Source organism: Microcoleus sp. PH2017_24_DOB_U_A (assembly GCF_020738205.1).
GTDB lineage: Bacteria > Cyanobacteriota > Cyanobacteriia > Cyanobacteriales > Microcoleaceae > Microcoleus.
In genome coordinates, this window is record NZ_JAEQCT010000020.1 from 31,993 (window position 1) to 54,966 (window position 22,974).

The 22,974-nt window shown below is 44.9% G+C and carries 20 protein-coding genes; 9 read left to right on the forward strand and 11 right to left on the reverse strand.

Annotation, left to right across the window (positions count from 1 at the left end; all coding sequences use genetic code 11):
* Positions 1–60: 60 nt before the first annotated feature.
* From JGK07_RS03175 to JGK07_RS03185, 3 genes are all read left to right on the forward strand, one after another.
* Positions 61–336 carry a DUF1998 domain-containing protein gene (locus tag JGK07_RS03175; RefSeq protein WP_293242257.1) on the forward strand — a complete coding sequence of 92 codons (276 nt, stop codon included), beginning with the start codon at positions 61–63 and terminating at the stop codon, positions 334–336.
* A gap of 731 nt (positions 337–1,067) precedes the next feature.
* Positions 1,068–2,882, forward strand: a complete 1,815-nt coding sequence (ltrA, locus tag JGK07_RS03180; RefSeq protein ID WP_293242254.1) for a group II intron reverse transcriptase/maturase — start codon at positions 1,068–1,070, stop codon at positions 2,880–2,882.
* Positions 2,875–4,296 (forward strand): reverse transcriptase domain-containing protein, encoded by a 1,422-nt coding sequence (locus JGK07_RS03185; RefSeq protein WP_293242251.1) that lies wholly within the window; start codon positions 2,875–2,877, stop codon positions 4,294–4,296. Before ltrA ends, JGK07_RS03185 begins: the two co-directional genes overlap by 8 nt.
* A 402-nt stretch (positions 4,297–4,698) precedes the next feature.
* On the opposite strand, the gene JGK07_RS03190 is transcribed toward JGK07_RS03185, so the two are convergent.
* Both JGK07_RS03190 and JGK07_RS03195 read right to left on the reverse strand, forming a co-directional pair.
* A complete protein-coding gene (locus JGK07_RS03190) occupies positions 4,699–4,998 on the reverse strand; it encodes a hypothetical protein (protein ID WP_293242245.1) in 300 nt (99 codons plus the stop codon).
* 28 nt (positions 4,999–5,026) lie between these two features.
* On the reverse strand, positions 5,027–5,329 hold the full coding sequence (locus JGK07_RS03195) for a hypothetical protein (RefSeq protein WP_293242242.1): 303 nt from the start codon (positions 5,327–5,329) through the stop codon (positions 5,027–5,029).
* Here JGK07_RS03195 and JGK07_RS03200 point away from each other — a divergent pair.
* From JGK07_RS03200 to JGK07_RS03210, 3 genes are all read left to right on the forward strand, one after another.
* Positions 5,322–5,474, forward strand: coding sequence for a hypothetical protein (locus tag JGK07_RS03200; RefSeq protein WP_293242239.1), 153 nt, complete (start codon positions 5,322–5,324; stop codon positions 5,472–5,474). The genes JGK07_RS03195 and JGK07_RS03200 overlap by 8 nt on opposite strands.
* A 118-nt stretch (positions 5,475–5,592) precedes the next feature.
* On the forward strand, positions 5,593–5,916 hold the full coding sequence (locus tag JGK07_RS03205; RefSeq protein WP_293242236.1) for a hypothetical protein: 324 nt from the start codon (positions 5,593–5,595) through the stop codon (positions 5,914–5,916).
* A 118-nt stretch (positions 5,917–6,034) separates the two neighbouring features.
* Positions 6,035–9,244: a CHAT domain-containing protein gene (locus JGK07_RS03210; protein WP_293242233.1), complete on the forward strand. Its 3,210-nt coding sequence runs from the start codon at positions 6,035–6,037 to the stop codon at positions 9,242–9,244.
* Between the two features lie 12 nt (positions 9,245–9,256).
* Here the strand turns inward: JGK07_RS03210 and JGK07_RS03215 are convergent, their stop codons facing one another.
* The 3 genes from JGK07_RS03215 to JGK07_RS03225 all read right to left on the reverse strand — a co-directional run bounded on the left by JGK07_RS03215 (position 9,257) and on the right by JGK07_RS03225 (position 10,274).
* A complete protein-coding gene (locus JGK07_RS03215; protein ID WP_293242229.1) occupies positions 9,257–9,607 on the reverse strand; it encodes a hypothetical protein in 351 nt (116 codons plus the stop codon).
* 39 nt (positions 9,608–9,646) lie between these two features.
* On the reverse strand, positions 9,647–9,838 hold the full coding sequence (locus JGK07_RS03220) for a DUF6753 family protein (protein WP_293242226.1): 192 nt from the start codon (positions 9,836–9,838) through the stop codon (positions 9,647–9,649).
* Positions 9,839–9,923: 85 nt separating this feature from the next.
* Positions 9,924–10,274 (reverse strand): hypothetical protein, encoded by a 351-nt coding sequence (locus JGK07_RS03225; RefSeq protein WP_293242223.1) that lies wholly within the window; start codon positions 10,272–10,274, stop codon positions 9,924–9,926.
* Between the two features lie 220 nt (positions 10,275–10,494).
* Between JGK07_RS03225 and JGK07_RS03230 the strand changes: the two genes are divergently transcribed.
* Together JGK07_RS03230 and JGK07_RS03235 are read left to right on the forward strand one after the other, a co-directional pair.
* Positions 10,495–15,159, forward strand: coding sequence for a GAF domain-containing protein (locus JGK07_RS03230; RefSeq protein ID WP_293242220.1), 4,665 nt, complete (start codon positions 10,495–10,497; stop codon positions 15,157–15,159).
* Positions 15,156–16,313, forward strand: a complete 1,158-nt coding sequence (locus tag JGK07_RS03235; RefSeq protein WP_293228566.1) for a hybrid sensor histidine kinase/response regulator — start codon at positions 15,156–15,158, stop codon at positions 16,311–16,313. The genes JGK07_RS03230 and JGK07_RS03235 overlap by 4 nt, the downstream gene beginning before the upstream one ends.
* Before the next feature lie 356 nt (positions 16,314–16,669).
* Here JGK07_RS03235 and JGK07_RS03240 read toward each other — a convergent pair whose 3' ends face one another.
* The gene (locus JGK07_RS03240; protein ID WP_293228563.1) at positions 16,670–16,807 is read right to left on the reverse strand and encodes a hypothetical protein; all 138 of its coding nucleotides are present in this window, start codon (positions 16,805–16,807) and stop codon (positions 16,670–16,672) included.
* Between JGK07_RS03240 and JGK07_RS03245 the strand changes: the two genes are divergently transcribed.
* Positions 16,791–18,521, forward strand: coding sequence for an EAL domain-containing protein (locus JGK07_RS03245; RefSeq protein WP_293242217.1), 1,731 nt, complete (start codon positions 16,791–16,793; stop codon positions 18,519–18,521). The genes JGK07_RS03240 and JGK07_RS03245 overlap by 17 nt on opposite strands.
* Before the next feature lie 281 nt (positions 18,522–18,802).
* Here the strand turns inward: JGK07_RS03245 and JGK07_RS03250 are convergent, their stop codons facing one another.
* Genes JGK07_RS03250 through JGK07_RS03270 form a run of 5 tightly spaced genes read right to left on the reverse strand, consistent with a single transcriptional unit; the run spans position 18,803 to position 22,820 of the window.
* The gene (locus JGK07_RS03250; RefSeq protein WP_293242214.1) at positions 18,803–19,168 is read right to left on the reverse strand and encodes a DOPA 4,5-dioxygenase family protein; all 366 of its coding nucleotides are present in this window, start codon (positions 19,166–19,168) and stop codon (positions 18,803–18,805) included.
* An 8-nt stretch (positions 19,169–19,176) separates the two neighbouring features.
* Positions 19,177–19,794, reverse strand: coding sequence for a hypothetical protein (locus JGK07_RS03255; RefSeq protein WP_293242211.1), 618 nt, complete (start codon positions 19,792–19,794; stop codon positions 19,177–19,179).
* Positions 19,794–20,918, reverse strand: coding sequence for a hypothetical protein (locus JGK07_RS03260; RefSeq protein ID WP_293242208.1), 1,125 nt, complete (start codon positions 20,916–20,918; stop codon positions 19,794–19,796). The genes JGK07_RS03255 and JGK07_RS03260 overlap by 1 nt, the downstream gene beginning before the upstream one ends.
* Positions 20,919–20,932: 14 nt before the next feature.
* Positions 20,933–21,469, reverse strand: a complete 537-nt coding sequence (locus JGK07_RS03265) for a hypothetical protein (protein ID WP_293242205.1) — start codon at positions 21,467–21,469, stop codon at positions 20,933–20,935.
* Positions 21,470–21,527: 58 nt separating this feature from the next.
* Complete coding sequence (locus JGK07_RS03270; protein WP_293242202.1) at positions 21,528–22,820, reverse strand: CHAT domain-containing protein; 1,293 nt, start codon at positions 22,818–22,820, stop codon at positions 21,528–21,530.
* Between the last annotated feature and the right edge of the window lie 154 nt (positions 22,821–22,974).

The following is a 22,974-nucleotide window of genomic DNA, read 5'->3' on the forward strand; positions in this document are numbered from 1 at the left end:
TACATAAGCTTCGTGGAACTCGATCGCTCTGCTGCTATTGCGTTAAATTCATGTTAGCCATTGGTACAACCTCGGGTTTTAGATTTTCTCACCGCTGATGTAGACAGATTAACCTTTTTTGATACCACAGATGGGGGAAATGGAGCATCTGAAGAAATAGGGAAGCAGCTACCGTTATTTGCTGCTAAAGCCATGTCTCTTGCCTTAAGTTGCGAGTGTTCTGACGGCTGCCCTAAATGCTTGTTCCAGCTCGGCTGTCCCCAACAAAATGAGGGACTGCACAAGAAAGTCGGTTTGTTTCTGCTTGAAGCAATAGCTACAAATTCTTCAACTTAACAGCCGATAAATTGTCCGGTGCCGATTCCTGGTAAAAATTCATGATATCCCAATCAATGCCATCATCAGGGAACAGGGATAATTGCCCCGGCGATACGTTAGACTGACCGCGATTGTGATACGAAAGTGCGAATCGTTGGCTAGAAACTAAAGCCTAAAAGGTTTTTAGAGGATTAGCCGCAAGGTATAGAACCTTGACAACTGAGTGACCATGTAGGTGAGAAATAGTATCCTAGAACCCTCAAATCCTACCCCGCAGGTGCAGCGGTGAAAGCATCACCCCTACGGTAGCGAATAGTCATCAATCCGTAAAGCGGGGTGAAAAGGTGTGATTACTGACAGCCTAAGTTGGTAAAGCATTGAGCAAAGTACCCATGAGTAAAGCCCCGGCTTGAAGATGCAACTGAATCGTCGTTACACAAAACCAGCGAAATAAGGCTTAATGCGCTGGAGCCAAAAGGCAAAGGATAAGGAGTTGGCAAGTTTTCGATTGACCAACAAGCACTTCCAATAAACCCGGCGAACAGCATCACTCTAAAGGTACACAGTATGGTCATTCGGAACGAGATAACCTCTCGTCTGCTCTCAGGTGGTCGAATACCTGAGTAGGTGCTAACCGTATGCAGCGAGTAGGAGAGATTAAGTCAGAAGCGAACGTCTGGGGTAGTGCCCAGAATATGCAAACAGACTTACGATGATTTGGAAGATCAAGTCTCAAGTAGTGAGTAAAAATGTCTAATACACAGTCTAAAAAACTGATGGTGGAATGGCACAAAATTAACTGGCGTAAGCTAGAGCGTAATGTGTATAAGCTCCAAAAGAGAATTTATCAAGCCTCTGTTCGTGGTGATGTAAAAGCATTTCGCAGACTCCAAAAGACGCTGATGAATTCTTGGTCAGCAAGAGCGTTAGCGGTTCGTAGAGTTACCCAGGATAATTGCGGCAAAAAGACAGCAGGTGTAGACGGCGTTAAATCGCTGACTCCTAATCTCCGTCTTGCCTTGATAAATCAAATAAAACTGGGTTCTAAGGTCAGCCCGACTAGGCGTGTATGGATTCCCAAGCCTGGACGTGACGAGAAGCGACCTTTAGGAATACCTACAATGGATGACCGCGCCTTGCAAACGCTTGTCAAACTGGCATTAGAACCAGAATGGGAAGCGCGATTTGAACCAAACTCATACGGGTTCAGAGCCGGAAGGTCATGTCATGATGCAATCGAAGCAATCTTTAACTCCATCAGGTATAAACAAAAGTTTGTACTTGATGCTGACATATCGAAGTGTTTCGACTGTATCGACCATGAAACACTGCTTTTAAAACTGAATACATCTCCCACCATTCGCCGTCAAATTCGTGCATGGTTAAAAGCGGGGGTGATGGATGGTAAGCAGTTGTTTCCTACATCTGAGGGAACGCCACAAGGCGGATGTCTTTCGCCGCTTTTGGCAAATATAGCCCTCCACGGGATGGAAAACCGGATAAAAAGCGCCTTTCCTAGTGGCACAATTGTCAAGAAAGGTCAATACGCTGGCTATCAGCCAGGAGCTACTTTAATCAGGTACGCCGATGACTTCGTGATTCTCCATGAAGACATAACCGTTGTTCAAAGATGCCGGGAAATAATCTCGGAATGGTTAATGGGCATAGGCTTGGAATTAAAACCCAGTAAAACTCGGCTGACGCACACTCTTTCAACTTTTGTTGAGGAAAAGCCAGGATTCAACTTCCTTGGATTTAATATACGTCAGTTCCCCAAAGGGAAACACCATACAGGTAAAAATACGAAAGGGGAATTACTCGGTTTTAAGACCATCATTACCCCAAGTCAAGAAAAAGTGAAGGCACATTATGACCGTCTGTCAGATGTAATTGACTCCCATAAGTCAGCACCGCAAGCGGCGCTAATTAAGCGACTAAACCCTATCATTAGGGGTTGGGCTAACTTCTATTCGACTGTCATAAGTAAGGAAATCTACGCTCAGTTAGATGACCTAGTGTATCAAAAGCTTGTCTCTTGGGCACAATTCCGCCACCCAAAGAAATCAAAGGGATGGGTGTCAAAGAAATATTGGCACTCCATAGGCGATGATAACTGGGTATTTGCAACCACTGAAGTTGGGAAAAACCCACTTCGGTTACTTGACCATGCCCGCATTAAAATAGTGCGTCATGTAAAAGTCAAAGGCAAACTGTCCCCATTTGACGGGAATCTGGTTTATTGGAGTACAAGAATGGGCAACAACCCAGAAATGCCTACAAGAGTCTCATCACTCTTGAAATGGCAAAAGGGAAAATGCGCCCACTGTGGATTGTTTTTCCGTGAAAACGATGTGATGGAAATTGACCATATTATCCCCAAATCGCAAGGTGGAAAGGATGATTATAAAAATTGGCAACTTCTACACAGACATTGCCACGACACAAAGACTACCAGTGATGGCAGTCCTGGCAGAAAATCTGGCTGTAACAGTGCCGAGCCTAAACCACCCTCCGAACTGAATTGGTTTTGGGATGAGGATATGTTGGTAATGAGGAATGCGTGACAAGCACCAAGTCACTGAGGAGCCGTGTGAAGAGAAATTTTCACGCACGGTTTTGGAGAGCGGCGGCTCTCGTGAGAGGGTCGCCGACTTTAATCGCTCATGCCATGATGCGATAGAGCAAATATTCACGGTAATTAGTCAGAAATCTAAATACGTGCTAGATGCTGACATTGCCAAGTGTTTCGACCGCATCGACCATGAAGCACTGCTCAAAAAATTAAATACATTCCCCACCATCCGCCGACAAGTTCGAGCCTGGTTAAAAGCGGGAGTGATGGATGATAAGCAGTTGTTTCCAACATCTGAGGGTACGCCACAGGGCGGGGTAATTTCTCCACTACTGGCAAATATTGCCCTCCACGGGATGGAAGAACGAATTAAAAAGTATGCTGATACTTTGCCCACCCGAAGTGGTCATGGTAAGCGGGACAACCGTAAAAGCCTAAGCCTAATTCGTTATGCCGATGACTTCGTTATTCTTCACGAAGATATAACCGTTGTCCAAAGATGTAAAGAGATTATCTCTGAATGGTTACAAGGCATGGGTTTAGAACTAAAACCCAGCAAAACGAGACTTACTCACACTCTCAACCAGTATGAGCAAGAAAAACCAGGGTTCGATTTCCTTGGTTTTAGGATACAACAATTCACTGTTGGAAAGTATCACTCTAATCAGGGTTTTAAAACAATCATCACCCCAAGTAAGCATTCGCAAAAGGTACATTACGATCAAATCGCTAGTGTTATCGAAGCCCATAAGGCAGCACCACAAGTGGCGCTAATCAACCATCTAAACCCAATCATTAGGGGATGGGCAAACTACTATGCGACTGTGGTAAGTAAGGTGGCTTACTCAGATATCGATAGCCTCACGTACCAAAAGTTAAGCGCTTGGGCAAAACGCCGCCACCCAAAAAAGAGCAGGGAATGGGTGTCAAACAAATATTGGCATTCCATAGGCGGTGATAACTGGGTATTCGCAACGAAGAAGGATGGATTAACCTCATTTCGGTTACTTGACCATGCCGTCACCCCAATAGTGCGTCATGTGAAAGTTAAAGGCGAATCGTCACCATACGACGGAAACCTAGTTTATTGGAGTTCAAGAATGGGTAAAAACCCGGAAATGCCGTCTAGAGTGGCAACGCTCCTGAAAAAGCAAAAAGGGAAATGCACCCACTGCGGTTTGTTCTTCCGTGAAGATGATGTAATGGAAGTTGACCATATCATCCCCAAATCGAAAGGTAAAAAGGATGAGTATAAAAATCTTCAACTTCTACATAGACATTGCCATGATATAAAGACAGCCAATGATGGCAGTTCTGGCAGCAAATCCGACTGCAACAGTGTCGAGCCTAAACCCACCAAAAGACTTGAAAGAGTCGAGGATAAATGGGTAATGAGGTATGCGTAACAAGCACCAAATCATTGAGGAGCCGTGTGAAATTAAAGTTTCATGCACGGTTTTGAAGACCAACGGGGTTGGTGACAGTCTCGTTGAGTTTAATGGTGACACGCGGTACAAAGAGCGATTAAGTTTTCGAGGCGGTTGTCCTCAGGTATCCGATTACGATGATGCACGCTCAAAGTTAAAGCACAGCGTTCTGATTTGGTTAAGCCCTTAGTATTGTTGCCCGGTCTGAGGCATTGTTGATGGCATTTAGCACAGCGCCACCCTGCGTTTTCTTTCACCGAGAGCGCAATCTCTTGCCAATTGTCGGGATACCTCTTTGGTTTAGGCATAGCGGTAAAAGCTCATCTTTTCAAAATATGGCGATCGCTCTGTTAAGTAAATTCAATTCAAAATTATCAGCAGCTAATCCACTTCAACGCTTTCTTGATTCTCCCACAGGAATTCTGCCAATAAGCGAAAATCTTCAACGGTGGGCTTATTCTCGCAAGCCTCTTCCCATGCTTCGGTTAAAGTAGCCCATTGTTCGGGAGTCTCAGGTTTTTGGCGCACCAGGGTGAGGAAATTGGTTTTGATGCGGGCTTCTGCTGCATCCACTCCAAACCGAACCAGTTGTAGTTCAAACGATGGATCGCTGCTGTGAGCGAGAATGTCGGCGTAGTCTGTGTCTAGTAAATCGAGGGGTTCGATGGGCGAATCAGTCATTTAACCAATTAGTGACAACTGTTGATTATCAATCATTTTCAACTTTTCTTTGATGGTGATTCCACAGCAATTCTAGAATTTGTTGAAGATGTTCGAGGTTTGGCTCGAACCCGCAACCTGCTTCCCAAGCCTCGGCTAAAGCTGCCCAGGATGCTGGAGTATCGGATCTTTGTCGCACCAGGGTGAGGAAATTGGTTGTGGTTCGCGCTTCTGTTGCATCAATCCCTAACTTAATCAGTTGCATTTCAAACGATGGATTGCTGCTGTGGGCTAGGATGTCGGCATAGTCCGTGTCTAGCAAATTGATTTGTTCGAGTGGTGAGTTGGTCATTTCTCTGCATTCCATATTTCTTAGTGCCTACCTCACCATCATTTCACGCTTGACTCAGTTGGAGAGCGATCGCCACACAAAGCACGCAAAATACGCAGCAGCAGAAACTCTCTTTGCGATCGCACACAGTCCCGGCGACCCCTAAGTTTTTGAGTTTGTGACTCCAGGGCTTACCGTCGTTGACTAGGAAACTTGAGAAGCAGCCGCCACACAACCGTTGTTAAGCTTGCTAGATTGGGGGAGTCGCCTAAAAAATCAACCCTATGGATTTCATCAATTTCTTGCAGAACATCAACAGCAACATCAACAGCGCCATCATCAGCGTTTTGAACTTGGTGCTGTTTATTGAATTGACGGCCGCCTGTTGCCAGGGAATCTACCGGGGGTGGGCGATCGGTGAAGCAACTGTTGGCAAAATATTCTTACTAACCACGATCGCTGCAATCATGTTTCGCTTGTGGCAATCGTGGCCGCAGGAGTGGGTCTGGTTCGCGGCGTGGCCTCAATGCGCGTTCGTAGTGTTTGCTGGGGGATTGGCGGGCTGCACGCTCAAGTGGGGTGTGGAGCGAGTGTTGTTGCGTAGCTGAGAAATTAGAGGCACTACTAGAGCATTCTAAGTGAGCGCTCTAGTTAAGAGAATTTTTGAGGTTATGCCAAATAAAGTAGTTCAAGCGATAATAAATTTATAATTCTGTATCTATAATAATGGTTAATCTGGATTTGAATGATGATCGCACCAAAGCCTATTTAGTGCTAATTGACAAACTGCTAAGCTGTTCCATTGGTGAAGAAGAAGAAATTATCAAGGTAAATCGTTCACTGATTGATATCGGCTTTGTAGAGATAACAAAAAAGTTGGCAGTTAATCAAATTAAACAAGGTAATAAAATTTTAGCAGAATCTTTTTATGGGTTGGCTCAAATGGCAGAATCACTAACCAAACCTGTTTATAGTTTTATAGAGGAAGTCTTACAAAATATCGTAGATAATAATAGAGATCCTCAAATGCTCTATCCACTTTTGCAAACAAAAGTAGAAAAATTAGATGAAAATTTTGCTCGTTCATTTAGCCTCTGGGCTACGGTTAGACTATCTGAATCCGAAGCCGAAACAAAAGTTGGGATTGCAGAAGCAATTGGTAATTTTAGCCAACTAATTTTAGGGTTTCCTAATGGCAATAAAGCTTGGAATCAAGAAATTGCGATTGCAGGTTTCCAAATAGTAGAAACTGTTTTTACTCGCGAACTATTTGCGAAAGCCTGGGCGATTACCCAACTTAGTTTAGCAATCGTTTACATAAAACGCTCCCAAAAAGAGAAATTAGACAACATTAGACAAGCAATAGCTTACTGTGACAAAGCATTAGAGGTCTTTACTAGAGACATATTTTGTGAGTTGTGGGAGCAAACACAAAAAACTTTAGGTAATGCTTATACCGAGCTAGGTTTTTTCTTTAATCAGCGACGAGAGGGTAAAACTGCTGAAAATCTGGAAGTAGAAATGGCAGCCTTCATAATAGCTTCTTTGATTTTTAAACGAGAGGTTTATCCTGTGGAGTGGGCTAGAACTCAACGTTTTTTTGCTGATGTATGTACTCAACGCATTTGGGGAGATATAGCCGAAAACTTAGAAATAGCTATTAATGCTTACAAGTTAGCGCAGCAAGTACATACAAGTGAAGAATTTCCGATGGAATGGGCATGGATACAGAATAATTTAGGTCTTGCTTACCGCGATCGAATCCGAGGAGACAAAGCAGAAAATTTAGAAGCATCTATTGCTGCCTATCAACTAGCACTGCCAATCTTAGAATGTGAAGAATACCGAAAGGAATGGGCTGATACCCAAATTAATCTAGGTGCTGCCTACCGCAGACGAATTAATGGAAATGAAAAGGATAATTTAAAAGCAGCAATAACTGCCTACCAAAATGCTTTAACAATCTATACTTATAAAGAATTTCCCGAATCTTGGGCAGACATTCAAATGAATTTGGCTGTAGTTTATACAGACATGATAGAAACAAATCAAATAGAAAATTTACAAGCTACTGTTATCGCCTGCCAAAATGCTTTGAAAGTTTATACCCGCGAACAGGTTCCCGAAAAATGGGGTGGAGTGCAACAAAATTTAGGTTGTGCCTACAATAAAGCAGGGCAAATTTTTGAAGCGATTAAATATTTATGGCGAGCTTTAGAAATATTCAAACCAACTGATTATCCTTTAGCTTGCCTCAAAACAAGTGGCACGCTGGGTAACATTCTCTTCCATGCTGAAAGATGGCATGAAGCTATCGAAGTCTATCGTATTGCTATTGAGGCGGTGCAGCAAAGGCGAAATTGGGCAACTACTTACCCTAATCGTCAGGAAATTATGGAGGAAGTAATAGAAGTTTACTTTAACATGGTGCGTTCTTGTGTCAAAACTAACCAAATTCAACAAGCAGTAGAATACGTTGAACGCAGTAAAACACGGACTTTAGTAGAACTGATAACTGACCGTAAAGCCTCCACTAATGGTGAAGTTTCCAAGGCTGAAACTCAAGTAGAAAAGCTGGGAAAAAATATTTTTAAGCTTACTCCTCACGCAATCGAAACAGTTTTATTGCCTGAACTGCGGCAGAACTTGGATAAATTACTGGAAAAAATTGTCACCCACGAAGATTTGACAGATTTATTTGTCAACACTCAATCTCTAATAAATATACAAGAATCTCAGTTTATTTCATTCCCCGAAATTCAAGACCTCTTACCCGATGAAAACACAATAATTATTGAGTGGTTTATTACCGATGAAACAGTTTTTACGTTTCTGATTAGCAAACATAATTTGTGGATGGCTGAACCAAAAGATAGTAAACCTCTGGTGCAATGGGCTAATAAATATATAACTCCTTATGAGCAAAACAAAAAGAATTGGAAAAATGACCTAGCTGCTCATTTGAACGACTTAAGTAAAATTTTACATCTAGAAGAAATTTTATTCCACATTCCTAAAGAGTGCGACCGCCTCATTCTTGTACCCCATCGGTTTCTGCATCTATTTCCCCTTCATGCACTCTTTTTAGCGGATGGTACTTGCTTTTTAGATCGCTTTTCCAAAGGTATCAGCTATGCCCCTAGCTGCCAACTATTACAAATGACTCAAAAATCTAAAAACTTTGACTTGAGTCGCCTCTTTGCAATTCAAGATCCCGAACAAAATTTACCATTTGCTAATTCCTTAGTGGAAACAATTGGTCATTACTTTCAAGAAGAAGCTTGTGTTATAGTCAGAGAGGCTGCTACAAGAGATGCCCTCAATGATTCTGGCAATATAGAAAAAATGCGTCTGGCTCACTGTGTTATTTTTTCGGGTCATGGTGAATATATTTTAAAATTACCTGAACAATCTTGTTTAAAATTAGCCAATAACACTCGTCTGATGATGGGGGAAATTTTTGACCTCGACCTTAGCCAATGCCAACTACTGATTCTTTCAGCTTGCGAAACAGGGTTGACTTATCCGAATAGTTTCAGTGATGAGTATATTGGCTTAGCCAGTGGATTTATATTTGCTGGTTGTTCTAATATTGTCCATAGTCTGTGGGAAGTGAATAGTATTTCAACTACATTATTGATCGGGGAGCTATTCAAAAATATTTTGACCGAGCTCTCAACCCATCAAAGATTAGATGTAGCTAGCGCCCTAAAAAAAGCACAAAAATGGCTTCGAGAGCTTAGTAGCGAACGTTGTCAGGAAATTCTAGACAACGAACTAAAACCTCAAATTAATCATATTATTCCCATGCTTCCACCAAGAAAGCAACGAATATTTAGTGCATCTCTTAAGAATGCAGAAAACCAAATTCGCGCCCAACCCTATCCATTTGCAAGCCCGTACTACTGGGCAGCCTTCATTACTACAGGGATTTAGAATTTGGTCGTTTTACAGACAAAATTTCTTCAGTGTTTTCTTAATTACAAAAATAGAAAACGGAGTTGCCAGACCTGGGGGAAAGCCACTACCCGCTGCTAAATATTCTGTAACAGCAGCTACCAGTACGGGTAATTCCTCTTTCATATCCTCCTGACAGGCAACATTGCGGCAGTATCTAATTAACTTATCAAACAAATCTGATTGAACTTCTTCTTCTCCTGCCTCAAGTAAAATCACTTGGGCTGCATCTTCTAAGTTACCCTCACACTGTTCAATTACATCAAGAGCAGCTAAGGCTTCTGGATTATTTGCCAGCTCTGAGCGAAACCGTCCAAATTCATCTGGTGAAATTGTAGTCATAATCTAGTTTACTTTACTTAAAAATCATACTTTCAATTTTCAATCCTTGAACCAACATTGCTCCATCGGAGCTACCAAAATCGTGCAGAACCCCAATGTAGTTGAAAACTCTGGCTCTTCCAGAATAACGCCCAAACGCCGAAAATCCTTTTTATATTCTAAATTAGTCAGGCTATCCAAATTCCACTTAATCAAATTCTGAGCAAACTTTCCCTTTGCGTAGTTGCCCATAGGAACGTCTCTACCTATTTTCCCCTACTCACTTCCCATCGCTCTGCCACCAATAAAACCAACGATCGCCCAATTCCCGCCAACCTCACACCGAATCATCCATCCACCCGCACTCCGCACAATCCCAATGCACCGGGGGGACTTCGTACTTGGGATAAGTCATTTCACACCGGGGACACCGGCCGGTAAACAAGGGGTGCGTGTCCAAAAGCTCTAGCTGCTGTTCCAAAGTCCACCGCTGCCTCGGTTGCAGGATGAGTTCGCCGTTGTAGTAGCTCGCACCTTCGGGTTCCCACAATTCCTCCGATTCAGCGTTGGGGTTTGCTCGAAAGTCTAAGCAAGTGTCGGCGTTGGGGCCTGCGGGATGGACGGCGCAGACTAAGTGGGGGTTGCGGGCGTACAAGATGCAGCGATCGCATTCGGGGAGTTTGGGCATGGTGGGCGGATTGGGTTTTGGTTTGCATCTAAATTGAGGTGTTGGGAGCCACCGTACCGAAGCTTGGTTTATTTCCTATAGCAACAGCAACTAAAAATTATCGTCGAGCCACCATCCATCGCTAATTTCTTGTACCTCTGAGCAAAGAAATAAGTTTGCGGGCTGCGGTCTAACAAATTCTACAAAAGAGCGATAATCAAAAATAAATACCTTTATAGCAATGTTTACCCGCACCACAGCTCTTACCCCATCAGAACTGAAATCGGCGATCGTGCGCGACCCTCTCATGGTTAAACCAGATACGACGGTGATAGAAGCCATCGCCCAAATGAGCGGTATGCGGGCTATCTGCGATACCACTAAAACAGCAAATGGACAACTGGACGAACTGCATCTAGAGGTACGGTCAAGCTGCGTGTTGGTCGTAGAAAATGAGCGTTTGGTAGGTATTTTGACAGAGCGGGATGTCGTGCGCTTGAGTGCTCAGCAGCGTTCTTTGGAGACTTTGGCAATGCGAGAGGTGATGGCACATCCAGTCATCACCATGTACGAGTCTGCTTTGACCGATTTATTGTCTACGATTAATATGCTCCAACAGTACCAGATTCGCCACTTACCCATTCTGGGAGAGTCCGAGCGCTTAGTGGGGTTACTGACCCATGAAAGTTTGCGACAAACCAGTCGCCCTGTAGATCTTTTGCGGTTGCGACTGGTATCAGAGGTGATGACGAATCAGGTGATTTGTGCCGAGCCAGATGTATTGATGTTGGCGATCGCCCAACTGATGGCAAAACACCGGGTTAGTTCCGTAATGATAGTGGAAATCAGTCGGAGTGAATCGGAACCGTTGCAAATTCCGGTGGGGATTGTCACCGAGCGAGATATTGTGCAGTTTCAGGCATTGGGCTTGAACTTGGAAACCTGTAAAGCCGAGACGGTGATGAGCCGACCGATTTTTGCCGTTAGACCTGACGATTCGCTGTGGGTGGTGCACTCCATCATGGAACAGCGCTTGATTCATCGGTTGGCGGTGACGGGCCTCCGGGGACAGCTATTGGGCATCATCACCCAGACCAGCTTGCTACAAGCCCTCAATCCATTGGAGCTATACAAGCTGGCAGAGGTCATGGAACAGAAGGTAGTGGTATTAGAAGCAGAGAAAATTGAATTATTACAAACCCGCACCGTTGAACTAGAAAAACAAGTACAAACCCGGACGACAGCCCTGAAAGCTCAAGCAGAAAGGGAAAAATTGGTGGCTGCAATTGCCACGCAAATTCGCTCGTCCTTGAGTTTGCAAAGCATCTTAGATACGACTGTGGCCCAGGTACGCCAAGTGCTGGGGTGTGATCGCGTGAACATTTGGCAGTTTGAAGCGGATTGGCAAACCATTGCCGTTGCCGAATCTACTGACTCGGCCCTGTCTTTAGTGAACGAGCGGATTAACGACACCTGTTTTAGCCAAGACTGTACGGAGATTTACCGCCAGGGGCGAATTAGGGTCGTACCCGATATCTACACTACCCCCATGTCAGATTGCCACCGCGAGATGCTGATCCGCCTCCAGACGCGGGCGAAAATCTTGGTGCCGCTGCTGTGTGGAGATGAATTGTGGGGCTTGCTCAATGTCACTGAAAGCCAGAACGCCCGCGAGTGGCAACCGGAAGAAGTCGAACTGTTGCAAGCTTTGTCGGTACAACTGGCGATTGCCATCCAGCAAGCCACCACTCACCAAAAATTGCAAGCTCAACTGAGCGAACGCCAGCAAGCAGAAGCTCGGTTACTCGAAAGTGAAGAGCGCTACATCACATTAACCGCAGCCGCTCCCGTGGGGATTTTCCGTACCGATGCTGAAGGTAAATGTACCTATGTCAACGATCGATGGTGTCAGATAGCCGGACTGACTCCAGAATCCTCAGCCGGAGATGGATGGCGGCAAAGATTGCACCCAGAGGATCGAGACAAAATAGCGACAGAGTGGTATCAATCGGCCCAAGAAAACCGCCCCTTTAGCCTGGAGTATCGCTTCCAACGCACCGATGGTGTTGTGACTTGGGTGTACGGGCAATCGGTGGCAGAGCATGATGCCGCTGGGCGGGTTATAGGTTATGTGGGGACGATTACTGATATTAGCGATCGCAAACGAGCTGAATTAACCCTACAAAAACTGGTAACAGGAACTGCTGCCGTCACGGGAAAAGACTTTTTTCTCGCCCTAGTGCGCCACATTTCCGAAGCGTTGGATATCGGCTGTGCCATCGTTACCGAGCTGGTGGGCGACGAACTCCATACCCTTGGATTCTGGGCAAATGGAGCTTTGCAGCCCGAAAAATCCTATCATCCAGCTCGCACTCCCTGCGAATATGCTTTGAAAAATGGGGAATTTTACAGCCCCAGCCAAGTGCAAAGCATCTTTCCTGATGATTTATACTTGGCGACGATGCAGGCAGATAGCTATTTGGGCATTGCCTTAAAAGACGATATCGGCAAGGCGATTGGCAACCTTTGCATTTTAGACAAACAGCCCTTACCAGCCGAAAAACGTGCCGAAGCAATCGCCATTCTTCAGGTCTTTGCAGCACGGGCAGCCACAGAATTACAGCGGAAAGCCGCCAACGATGCGTTGCACCGCTTGAATCAGGACTTGGAAGCGAGGGTCGAACAGCGGACGCGCGAACTACAAGCACGCGAGGCTCAACTGCGCGATCTCTTCGACAACGCCACCGATCTCATTCAAAGCATTGCTCCCGACGGTCGGATTCTATTTGTAAATGCTGCGTGGAAAGAAACGCTGGGATACAACGATGCTGACCTCCTTCAACTGTCCCTTTTCCAAATTATCCATCCCGATGAATTAGTACATTGTCAGACTGCGATGCAAAGCTTATTTGCTGGTGCGCTCTGTTTGGGTATCGAAACCAGATTCCTGACCAAAGATGGCAGAGAAATCATCGTCGAGGGGAATGTGAATTGTCAGTTTCAAGATGGCAGAGCGATCGCGACGCGGGGTATTTTTCGGAATATTACCCAGCGCAAACAAGCGGAAGTGAGGTTGCAACAACAGGCAGAACAGCAGCGGTTGTTAGGATCGGTTACTCAACGGATGCGGTCATCGTTGAATCTGGACGAGATTCTCAATGCCACCGTTGAGGAAGTCCATCAAGTATTAAAGTCAGACCGAGTATTGGTATATCGTGTGTTTCCCGGAGGTACGGGGGCAGCCATTGCCGAATCTGTTTTAGCAAATTGGCCGAAGATTCTGAATATTGTCTTCCCGGAAGAGGTTTTTCCTGAAGAAAACTATGCTCGTTATCTACAGGGAAGAATATATGCCCTAAGCGATCGCGAAAACGAACAGCAATCAGTCTTGCCCTGTTTGGTCGAATTCCTAGCAGAAATCCAGGTTCGAGCTAAATTAGTAGTTCCAATTATTCAAAATCAAACCCTTTGGGGATTGTTGATTGCCCATCAATGCGATCGTCCGCGCCAATGGCAACAACGGGAAATCAATTTACTTCAACAAACAGCTAATCAGTTAGCAATTGCCATTCAGCAAGCGAATCTTTTTGAGCAATTACAGAAAGAACTAGCCGAACGACAAGAGGCAGAGGCAAAGCTCACTGATAGCAATCAACAACTGGCAGTTTCCAACCAAGAACTCGCCCGCGCCACTCGCCTCAAGGATGAATTTCTTGCCAACATGAGTCACGAACTTCGGACTCCCTTGAACGCGATTCTGGGCATGACCGAAGGACTACAAGAAGGAGTCTTTGGCAGTGTCAACGAGAAACAACTCAAGGCCTTACAAACTGTGGAACGAAGCGGCTCCCATTTGCTAGAGTTGATCGATGATATCCTCGATGTAGCAAAAATAGAAGCCGGACAGGTCGAACTCGACTGTACTTCAATTTCTGTCTCTCATATTTGTCAGTCTAGTTTAGCGTTTATTAAACAGCAATCTCTCAAGAAACGCATCCAACTTGAGATGAAAATTCCAGCAAATCTACCAGATTTGTTAGTGGATGAACGACGCATTCGTCAGGTATTAATTAACCTACTCAACAATGCAGTTAAATTCACTCCCTCAGGCGGCTCTATCACTGTAGAGGTATCTCCAGTCCGCCAACTGAATTCCGATGCAACTGTTAGTAATTCTTCCCCAAAAAACTTCTTGCGAATTGCCGTAATCGATACGGGCATTGGCATAGCACCAGAAAATATCAAGAAACTATTTCAGCCTTTCATCCAAATCGATACTGCCTTAAACCGTCAATATGCAGGAACGGGCTTGGGGCTGGCAGTGGTGAAGCGAATTGTCGAACTCCACGGTGGTAGGGTGGAACTCACCAGCGAACTAGGTACGGGCAGTTGCTTTGCGATCGACCTACCCTGTACGATTGGTTTTCCCCTCTCACCTGAAATGACAGCAGGCGAGCAACTAGCCAATACTCTCGAACAAGACTCTCCACCCACCAGCTTCGCCACCAACGAAGCCACCAGCCAAACGCCTCTGATTTTGCTCGTAGAAGATAACGAAGCCAATATCAGTACGGTTTCTAGCTACCTCGGAGCCAAGGGTTATCGCATTATCTTGGCAAAAGATGGGCAACAGGCGATCGACATGGCCAAAACTCACCAGCCTAACTTGATTTTGATGGATATCCAAATGTCGGGAATGGATGGACTAGAGGCAATGAGACAGATTCGCCTCGCTCCTAACTTGGTTGATATTCCGATTGTTGCACTCACGGCTCTGGCGATGACTGGCGATCGAGATCGTTGCTTGGAAGCCGGGGCAAATTATTATTTAACTAAGCCAGTGAAGCTCAAGCAACTGGTTGCCACTATCCAACAGCTTTTAACCCCAACACAAGATAACGAATGAATATGCCCTCTATTTTAGTGATTGACGATGAACCCGACAACTTTGATGTTATTGAAACACTCTTAAACGAGCCAGATTATGTACTACACTACGCCGCCAGTGGTAGTAGTGCGATCGCATCCCTCAAACTGTTTGACCCAGATGTGATTTTACTGGACGTGATGATGCCAGAAATAGATGGTATTGAGGTCTGCAAACAAATTAAAGCTATGCCGCAATGGGAACCCGTACCGATTATTATGGTAACGGCTCTCACTACTAAAGAAGACCTGGCTCGTTGCCTGGAAGCTGGTGCAGATGACTTCATTAGCAAGCCAGTCAATGGCATTGAACTTCGCGCCAGACTCAAATCTATGCTGCGCGTTAAACAACAATACGATCGGATAGAGAGTTTATCCAAATTACAAGAAAATACGATTCAGTTATTGCAAAATAATTTGGATGAATTGTGCGGTAATTTAGTTTCTACACTGCCCCACGAACTCAACACTCCCCTCAATGGAATTTTTGGCGTAATTGGTTTGCTGGTTGATGAATATCAAGACATGAGTTCAGAGGAAGTTAATGAGTTGTTGGTAATAGCCCAAAAATCTGCATTGAGACTGCAAAAATTAACCAAAAGATTTTTGCACTACGCGCAGTTGGAGATGTTTACTAGCAATCCTGACTTTGCTGAAACTAGAAACACGCATCAGCCACACATCTCAACTCAACTTCTTATTGAAAATGCTATCAAAGCCCAAGCTGAAACTGTTAATCGTGTAAATGACTTGGTTTGGGAACTTGAAAATGTAGAAATTACTATGAGCGAACGAGATTTTACTTGCACGCTCGATGAGTTGCTAGAAAATGCTTTTAAATTTTCTAAACCTGGTACGCCCGTCCAAGTCAGCAGTCAATTAAAAAATGAAACATTTTATCTATCTATCTCGGATAGAGGACGAGGGATGACAGCAGAACAAATTGCACAAATCGGAGCGTTTACACAATTTGAACGCAATTATTACCAGCAACAAGGCATCGGATTGGGATTGAAAATAGTTAAGAAAATCGTGGAACTGTATGGAGGTAATTTCGGAATTTCAAGTGTTGTCAATGAATGGACGACGGTTCATATTGAATTGTCTATTAAACAGTTGACAGTTGATAGTTGACAGCAAACAAGTTGACAGTTGATAGTTGACCTGGGACAGTAAACAAGTTGACAGTTGTAGGGTGCGTCGCCACCGGGATCATCTCATATTTGTAAAAACACTTCTTTTGGCTCCTTCCTTCTGCCTCGCAGCAAGAGAGCCTTCTGCCTCAAAACTTAGATTTCTAGCTTGGCTGCAAAAGTGAGATGCTCCCTCGCCACCAACCATCGCAAACAAAAATCGACCATCTTACAGTGACGCACCTTACAGTGGACAGTTGACAGCATACAGGTTGACCGCTTTACAGTTAACATCTAGGTTTTTAGAATGATGATTTAAACTCCACTATAAAAACATTCCACCGTCATGTGGGCGTTTTAACCCCCTGAATTTTGATAAATAATTCGGATGCCAACGGGATTGATATTCGCCATTCCCCATTCGCCATTCCCCATTCCCCATTCCCCATTCCCCATTCCCCATTCCCATAATATTTTTATGAATAATCCTGCCATTCTAATTATTGACGACGAACCAGATAACTTTGATGTAATTGAAACCCTGTTGAGCGATCGAGACTATCAGTTACATTATGCTGCAAATGGGGAAGAGGCGATCGATTCCCTAGACCTTTTTCGGCCAGATTTAATTTTACTGGATGTGATGATGGCTGGAATAGATGGCATAGAAGTATGTCGGCGGATTAAAGCTATGCCACAATGGGAATCTGTGCCAATCGTTATGGTGACAGCCCTCATCACCAAAACGGATTTAGCTAGATGCTTCGCGGCTGGAGCGGATGACTTTATTAGCAAACCGATTAATCGCTTGGAGTTAAGAGCAAGGGTGCGCTCTATGTTACGCATCCACCAGCAATATCAGCAATTAGCTACTTTCAATACCCGATTGGAAACAACGGTGCAACAACGCACGGCTCAGTTGCAAACCATGATTTTTCAGGATGCACTCACAACGCTACCCAGCCGAACTTTCTTGCTTCAAAAGTTGGCTGAGCTTCTACAAACAGGAAAATTCTCCTTTGCAGTAGTTTATCTAGACTGCGATCAATTTAAACTGGTGAATAGTTCCTTTGGTTATGTCGTCGGCAATCAATTACTCCTTGCAGTCGCACAAAGGTTACAAGACTATCTTCGCCCCGGTGATGTTCTAGCACGGGTAGGTGAGGATGAGTTTTGCTTTTTATTGTATCAAATCGATGGCGAGAAAGTCCTGGAGTCATTTATTGAATCGATTCTGCGGAGCTTTGACGCATCTTTTTTGCTGGCTGATTGTGAAATATTTATGACAGCTTGTATCGGCATTGCTTTAGGTAGCAGCGCTTATCAACAACCGGAAGAACCTCTACAAGATGCTGATACAGCAATGTACAAAGCTAAACTTCGCGGGAAAGGTTGCTATCAAATATTCGAGCGTGAAATGTCTTTGGCAATGCTGAATCGCCTGACGCTGGAAAATGATTTGCAACGGGCGCTGAAACATCAAGAGTTTGTCACCTACTATCAGCCGATTGTCAATCTACAAACCGAACAAGTTTGCGGTTTTGAAGCGTTGGTGCGCTGGAAACATCCGGTTCTGGGTATGGTTTCACCGGGAGAATTTATTCCCTGCATGGAAGAAACAGGGCTGATTGTACCAGTGGGAATGGTGGTGTTGCAGCAGGCGTGTGAGCAACTTCGCGCATGGGAGCAACAGGGCCAGTCGGAGTTGACGATGAGCGTCAACCTCTCTGTGCGACAATTTGCTTGCCCAACTCTTTTATCTGATATCGATCGGGTGTTGGCAGAAACTCAAGTCAACCCCGCTCGCCTGAAACTGGAAATTACCGAAAGTGCGATTATGGAAAATGCGATTGCGGCGATCGCGCTGACTGAACAATTGCGGTCGCGACAAATTCAGATTAGCATTGATGATTTCGGGACGGGATATTCTTCCTTGGGTTATCTGCACCGTTTTCCAGTGGACAACCTCAAAATCGATCGCTCTTTTGTCAATGAAATCCTTGCCGGGAATCGTAACTATCAAGTTGTGAACACTATTATTGCTCTGAGCAATCAACTTGAACTCGTGGTTATTGCCGAAGGCATTGAAACAACTGAGCAACTGAGCTGGCTGCAACAACTTGGCTGTGAGTTTGGACAGGGCTACTTATTTTCTAAGCCTTTGGCTGCGACTGAAATTGAAAGAATTTATCTGGCAAAAACAAGCTGAAAAGTCTTGCCGTCCCTGCTGTATAAGATGAACCAATTCAACAAACCGCGCGACGTTGTAGCCGTATAGCCGAGATAATAGCTTTCCGAGGACATGAGGTAAAGAAAGGCCAAGAAATGCTCGGTTGAAGCTGGGTTATTGGAATCAAAACGCGACCCGTCATCTGTCCATCTAAAAGGTGCAACACTCGCTCCAAATCGAGCGAGTGTCAGCAACTGAGTACGGGCGTTTCTTGCGATCAGTGAGGAAAAATGAATTGCTACTTTTTACGGAGGGTGAGCTCATCCGCTTGCGTTGGCTGTCTTAGGTCGCAGGAATTCGACATTCAACTCTAGTTTTTCTCCCAGCCACAAAGAATGTGTTGTGTGGTCTGCCAGATCGTCGCCTGTTTCGGGATGGACGAGAATATCTAACCCATCGCGGTGGAGCATTAACCAGGGAACGACTTTGCCAAACTTCGGGGGTAAAAAAGCAACTTGATACATCGCTTGAGGATGTGGCCCAATGGGTTTGTCGTGCCAACGCCCTAGCTGCACCTCAAACTGAGCCAATCCTTCACGTACACGCGCAGCAGCATCGCGGCTATCACTGTCAAAGTAAATATGTGCGTGAAAACCAACAATTTCGATGGTGTCTTCTTTCATCATTAAAGTTATTAAAGCTTGCGGGTGAGTAATAAGGTTGCACCGAAACTTTTGCTAATAAATTCTTGCTGACGCTTCAAAGGTAGGGCAATCACAATCACAGATGCAGACGATGAATTTGCTTGCGACGCAGCTTTCACATCCAATATCAAAATGTTAGGAAATAGCGTGGGAGATGAAAACCCTGACTTAGTTGTGGCAGGCACAAGCATAATGTCCGCGATATCACCCACTTGCAAGCTACCACCCAATGTTGTGGCAGGTGTGGCAAGGATACCAACAGCAACGGTATTAGCAAGGAGAACTGGGTCAACCTTGGAACTGAGTTGTTTTTCCGTCAGCGGCTTTTGCTTGGGAATCTGGGTCAGCGCATACCGCCCTATAATCTCTTGGGGCTTTCTGAAAGTGTTAGAAGGTAGGTTTCTGGTCGAGTAGATTTTCTGGACTAAATCGCCTGGTCTAATTGAGTGATAGGCCGGTAAGTCCTGTTTTGGCACAGGAATAGAAACGCTTGTTTTGGTTTCATGCCAAAACAGGTAGGCAGCAGCGACAATGCCAACCGGAATGACAACGACAGCCAACCACTGACTGAGGGATAAAGAAAACTTGAATGGTTTATTTGCAGACATCAGGGTGAATTTCTATCTGTGGTTATATCAGGCTCGATGTATTGCCAAGTTACTTGCGTGTTGCTGCTATAAAGAAACTGGCGAATTTCATCCCATTGCTTAATCTCCTCTGTAGGTGTTTTGGGTAGGGGTAAGCGCATTTGTTTGAGCAGTTCGTTCCGGTACAGGTCAAAGCCCGCCTTAATCAATTCGGCATAGATTATGGTGCTGCCCAACGCACCTCGATAAGCCAGCCACCCTACTAATAATCCTCCCCAAAAACACAGCAAAAACAGCCATCCTGATGATTGAATAGTTAGCAAATAAGCACCACTTAGGAGCGCAAAGATTCCACCAAGGGTAGAGATGACTAGCATGAAGTCTAATGAACTTTTTGCTTCAGCCAAAGTCTGAATAAAACGGTCGGGAAGCAGGTTGTACAGGCGGGGCCAAATCAGAACGGCATCCAGTTCGTAGCGCTCGAACGAGTATAGTTCGGCATTTTTGAGAATATTTCCCAAACTGGTTGGCATCACCTTTTCCGATTGCGTAGGCAGGGGATAATACAGATAGATACAGTTATACAAACTTGCCAGATTTTGTTGTAGCTGGGCTTGCCGCTTCTCAAGCCGAGTTTCTTGTTTCCGAAGTTGAGCTTGTTGCTTCTGAAGCTGAGCTAAATGTTGAGGCGAGTTTGATGGCTGAAGAGAATTGTGTGACAATGCTTGGTTAACTGGCTCTAGCTGAGTTTGAACTTGTTGAAGTTTGTCTGTAATTTCCTTCATCTGTATATCAAAATCAAGTTCCTTCAAACGATCTTGATGCCAGCTTTTACCGATAGCTGCTAGGCGACGACTAAGAGGGAAATTCCAATACCCTTCATAAAATCGCACGATTGCAGTTAACTGGCTGGTCAAAATCCCGGAAAAGAATGTTACCCAACTGAGACACCCCACTATTTGCAAAGTTTTAAATGTGACATCTTGTTGATTCCAAATCTGAGCCACTTTTACCAAATCCCATCCAGCGCCAGCAAATGCTACAACAACAAGCAGTCCCCAGAAGGTCAAGCTGGGAAAGAAAGCATTGAGCAGAAAGCGACGGTCGAGAACGCCCGTGACTTCCTTAAGGACATCATTAAACATTCCAGTATTCCGGTTTAGCGAAGTTTCAAAGTATGAGGTGGCACGTTGGTGTCAGTATTTTGGCAAGGGGGTAGGTTTCTCCTGTCGAGAAAAAGCAACTCATTGATGAAACCGCATTCAGCACACATAACCCGACACAAAGGTGTGGTGCGCTCACCGGCCAACACCATATCTCCCATTCTGGCAGAAAGCCCTAGCGTTCCACCGCCTACCTGCACCTGGCTCGTTCCCTGAAATTGTTTGATTGTTCGGATAGGAACAATACCAAAAATGCCCTCATCACCCAAGACGACCGCTCCCCTGGCTCCCGCAATAAATGATTTCAGCGTTGTATCCCTAATGACTAAATCTTGCATAGATGCCTTACTGCCCACGATTACAACTGGAGGTAGGGTTGATAGGGGATGCAGCAGAAAGGGCGCTCCCCGACTGGTGGCTTGCTCTAAATCCTCAGCTACGACCAGCGCTGCCGGAACTCCTTGCTCATCTATAACGACCCCGTGGCTAGCATTAGCAGCTTGCAGTGCAGCTATTGCCTCTGTTGGCTGCATACTGCCAGAGAGGCTCTGGATTGTCCTTATCACGTAGTTATTAAACGGACTCATAAAATCATCTCCAATCGCCTACTAAGATAAATGGTGACCAGTAGTAAAGATGGTCGTAAACTGCTCTCTGATAATCCACAGGTAGGGGGTCAAGAACAAACTCACACGCTTCCAGCGCTGTTAGCATTTGTTCGTACTCTTTGCTGGATTTTTCTGTTTCTTGAAGTAAGCGATTGTAATCGTTGACTGCTCCCTCAAAATCCCTAGCGTTCTGGCGCATATCTGCAATATTAAAATCCAATAATAGTCGAGCAATGGGGTTATTCAATCGCTTTTTGGCTGCTACGCAATAATCGATTACATCTTGAGCCGTCATATTCCGCAACTCAATTTGTGCTTGCTGTAAAGCTTCCGCTTTATTAGCTCTATCTTTTAACTTTTGGTAAAACTTACTCATTAAGATGCTAGTAGAAATCTGATCCACCTCCCACAAACTGACGACTACTGAAGGCGTTCCTGCATAAATTAGGGCGCGAGTCAGTCCTATGAGTTCATCTCCTGGTTTATTAGCATTGATGCCGCTTTCACAAGCGCTGAGAGTGACTAAATCCAGGTTGAGATCCAAGCCTAATATTTCCTCTGCCGTCAATTTTTCTTCTTGCGCCAACTGGATGCCCGACTTTAAAGCCTCAACTGCATTAAATTCCCCGTGACAAGCAATGTGCAGGATGTCGATGTCAGCTTTGGATTGTTGAAGCTTTTGCACCAGTAAATCCTTGGTGACCTCGTTCCCGATGTACAGTTCAGCATCAGGCTGAAAAAGTTGTTTAATTGCGATGCCTTGTTCTTGAGTATGCAACCTATCCGAACAAGAATCTGCCAGAATCAATGCCTTCTCTCGCCTGTTTTTGCGCTTGGCGTGGCAGTATTTCATCACGGAAGCACTGGGGGTGTAGCAGACCGGGTTGCGCTCGATCAAGTAGCGACCCTCCACTTGCAGGGCGTGCAAAGGCAGGTAGTGGAGAAAGTTGTGCGGCACCAACCAGATAATGTCGCCTTCTTCTGTCATTATGTCCCCCTGGGACGAGTTGGACACCAACGGTGCGACGAAAGGTGCGAAGAAGGACTGATAGACCGCTTCATCCAAATTCAATACCTTATCTTTTGTTGATTTGACTACCTGACCTGCTGCGTTTCTTTCCGCCTGAAAATGCTTGATGACAATTTGTTGGATGGCTTCAGTTCCCACCGGAATTTCGATAACCTCTGGTTCTTTAAAGTCATCGCGGACTATAAAAAGTAGGGTACGGTCTTCGACAGTGAAGTATTCAGCTAAGATGACGCGCTTAGTAGGCATTTGGTGTAATGATTCAGGTGATGCAGCAAACAAGCTTTTCTGTCATCTAATTCCACGGAAAAACCGCGTCACAGATTAATGTAGCTTAATGTTTGGGGAGGCTTTCGTTCTGATACAGAATTCAACATCCTTCCAAAAAATCTATGCGGGGAGA

Excerpts from the sequence above, each read along its gene's own strand:
- JGK07_RS03250 (WP_293242214.1), bottom strand. The coding sequence starts at position 19,168 with ATGATGAAAGAAGACACCATCGAAATTGTTGGTTTTCACGCACATATT.
- JGK07_RS03185 (WP_293242251.1), top strand. The coding sequence starts at position 2,875 with ATGCGTGACAAGCACCAAGTCACTGAGGAGCCGTGTGAAGAGAAATTT.
- JGK07_RS03255 (WP_293242211.1), bottom strand. The coding sequence starts at position 19,794 with ATGTCTGCAAATAAACCATTCAAGTTTTCTTTATCCCTCAGTCAGTGG.
- JGK07_RS03195 (WP_293242242.1), bottom strand. The coding sequence starts at position 5,329 with ATGACCAACTCACCACTCGAACAAATCAATTTGCTAGACACGGACTAT.
- JGK07_RS03210 (WP_293242233.1), top strand. The coding sequence starts at position 6,035 with ATGGTTAATCTGGATTTGAATGATGATCGCACCAAAGCCTATTTAGTG.
- JGK07_RS03190 (WP_293242245.1), bottom strand. The coding sequence starts at position 4,998 with ATGACTGATTCGCCCATCGAACCCCTCGATTTACTAGACACAGACTAC.
- JGK07_RS03265 (WP_293242205.1), bottom strand. The coding sequence starts at position 21,469 with ATGCAGCCAACAGAGGCAATAGCTGCACTGCAAGCTGCTAATGCTAGC.
- JGK07_RS03260 (WP_293242208.1), bottom strand. The coding sequence starts at position 20,918 with ATGTTTAATGATGTCCTTAAGGAAGTCACGGGCGTTCTCGACCGTCGC.
- ltrA (WP_293242254.1), top strand. The coding sequence starts at position 1,068 with ATGTCTAATACACAGTCTAAAAAACTGATGGTGGAATGGCACAAAATT.
- JGK07_RS03225 (WP_293242223.1), bottom strand. The coding sequence starts at position 10,274 with ATGCCCAAACTCCCCGAATGCGATCGCTGCATCTTGTACGCCCGCAAC.
- JGK07_RS03215 (WP_293242229.1), bottom strand. The coding sequence starts at position 9,607 with ATGACTACAATTTCACCAGATGAATTTGGACGGTTTCGCTCAGAGCTG.
- JGK07_RS03245 (WP_293242217.1), top strand. The coding sequence starts at position 16,791 with ATGAATAATCCTGCCATTCTAATTATTGACGACGAACCAGATAACTTT.
- JGK07_RS03220 (WP_293242226.1), bottom strand. The coding sequence starts at position 9,838 with ATGGGCAACTACGCAAAGGGAAAGTTTGCTCAGAATTTGATTAAGTGG.
- JGK07_RS03230 (WP_293242220.1), top strand. The coding sequence starts at position 10,495 with ATGTTTACCCGCACCACAGCTCTTACCCCATCAGAACTGAAATCGGCG.
- JGK07_RS03235 (WP_293228566.1), top strand. The coding sequence starts at position 15,156 with ATGAATATGCCCTCTATTTTAGTGATTGACGATGAACCCGACAACTTT.
- JGK07_RS03270 (WP_293242202.1), bottom strand. The coding sequence starts at position 22,820 with ATGCCTACTAAGCGCGTCATCTTAGCTGAATACTTCACTGTCGAAGAC.
- JGK07_RS03205 (WP_293242236.1), top strand. The coding sequence starts at position 5,593 with ATGGATTTCATCAATTTCTTGCAGAACATCAACAGCAACATCAACAGC.
- JGK07_RS03240 (WP_293228563.1), bottom strand. The coding sequence starts at position 16,807 with ATGGCAGGATTATTCATAAAAATATTATGGGAATGGGGAATGGGGAAT.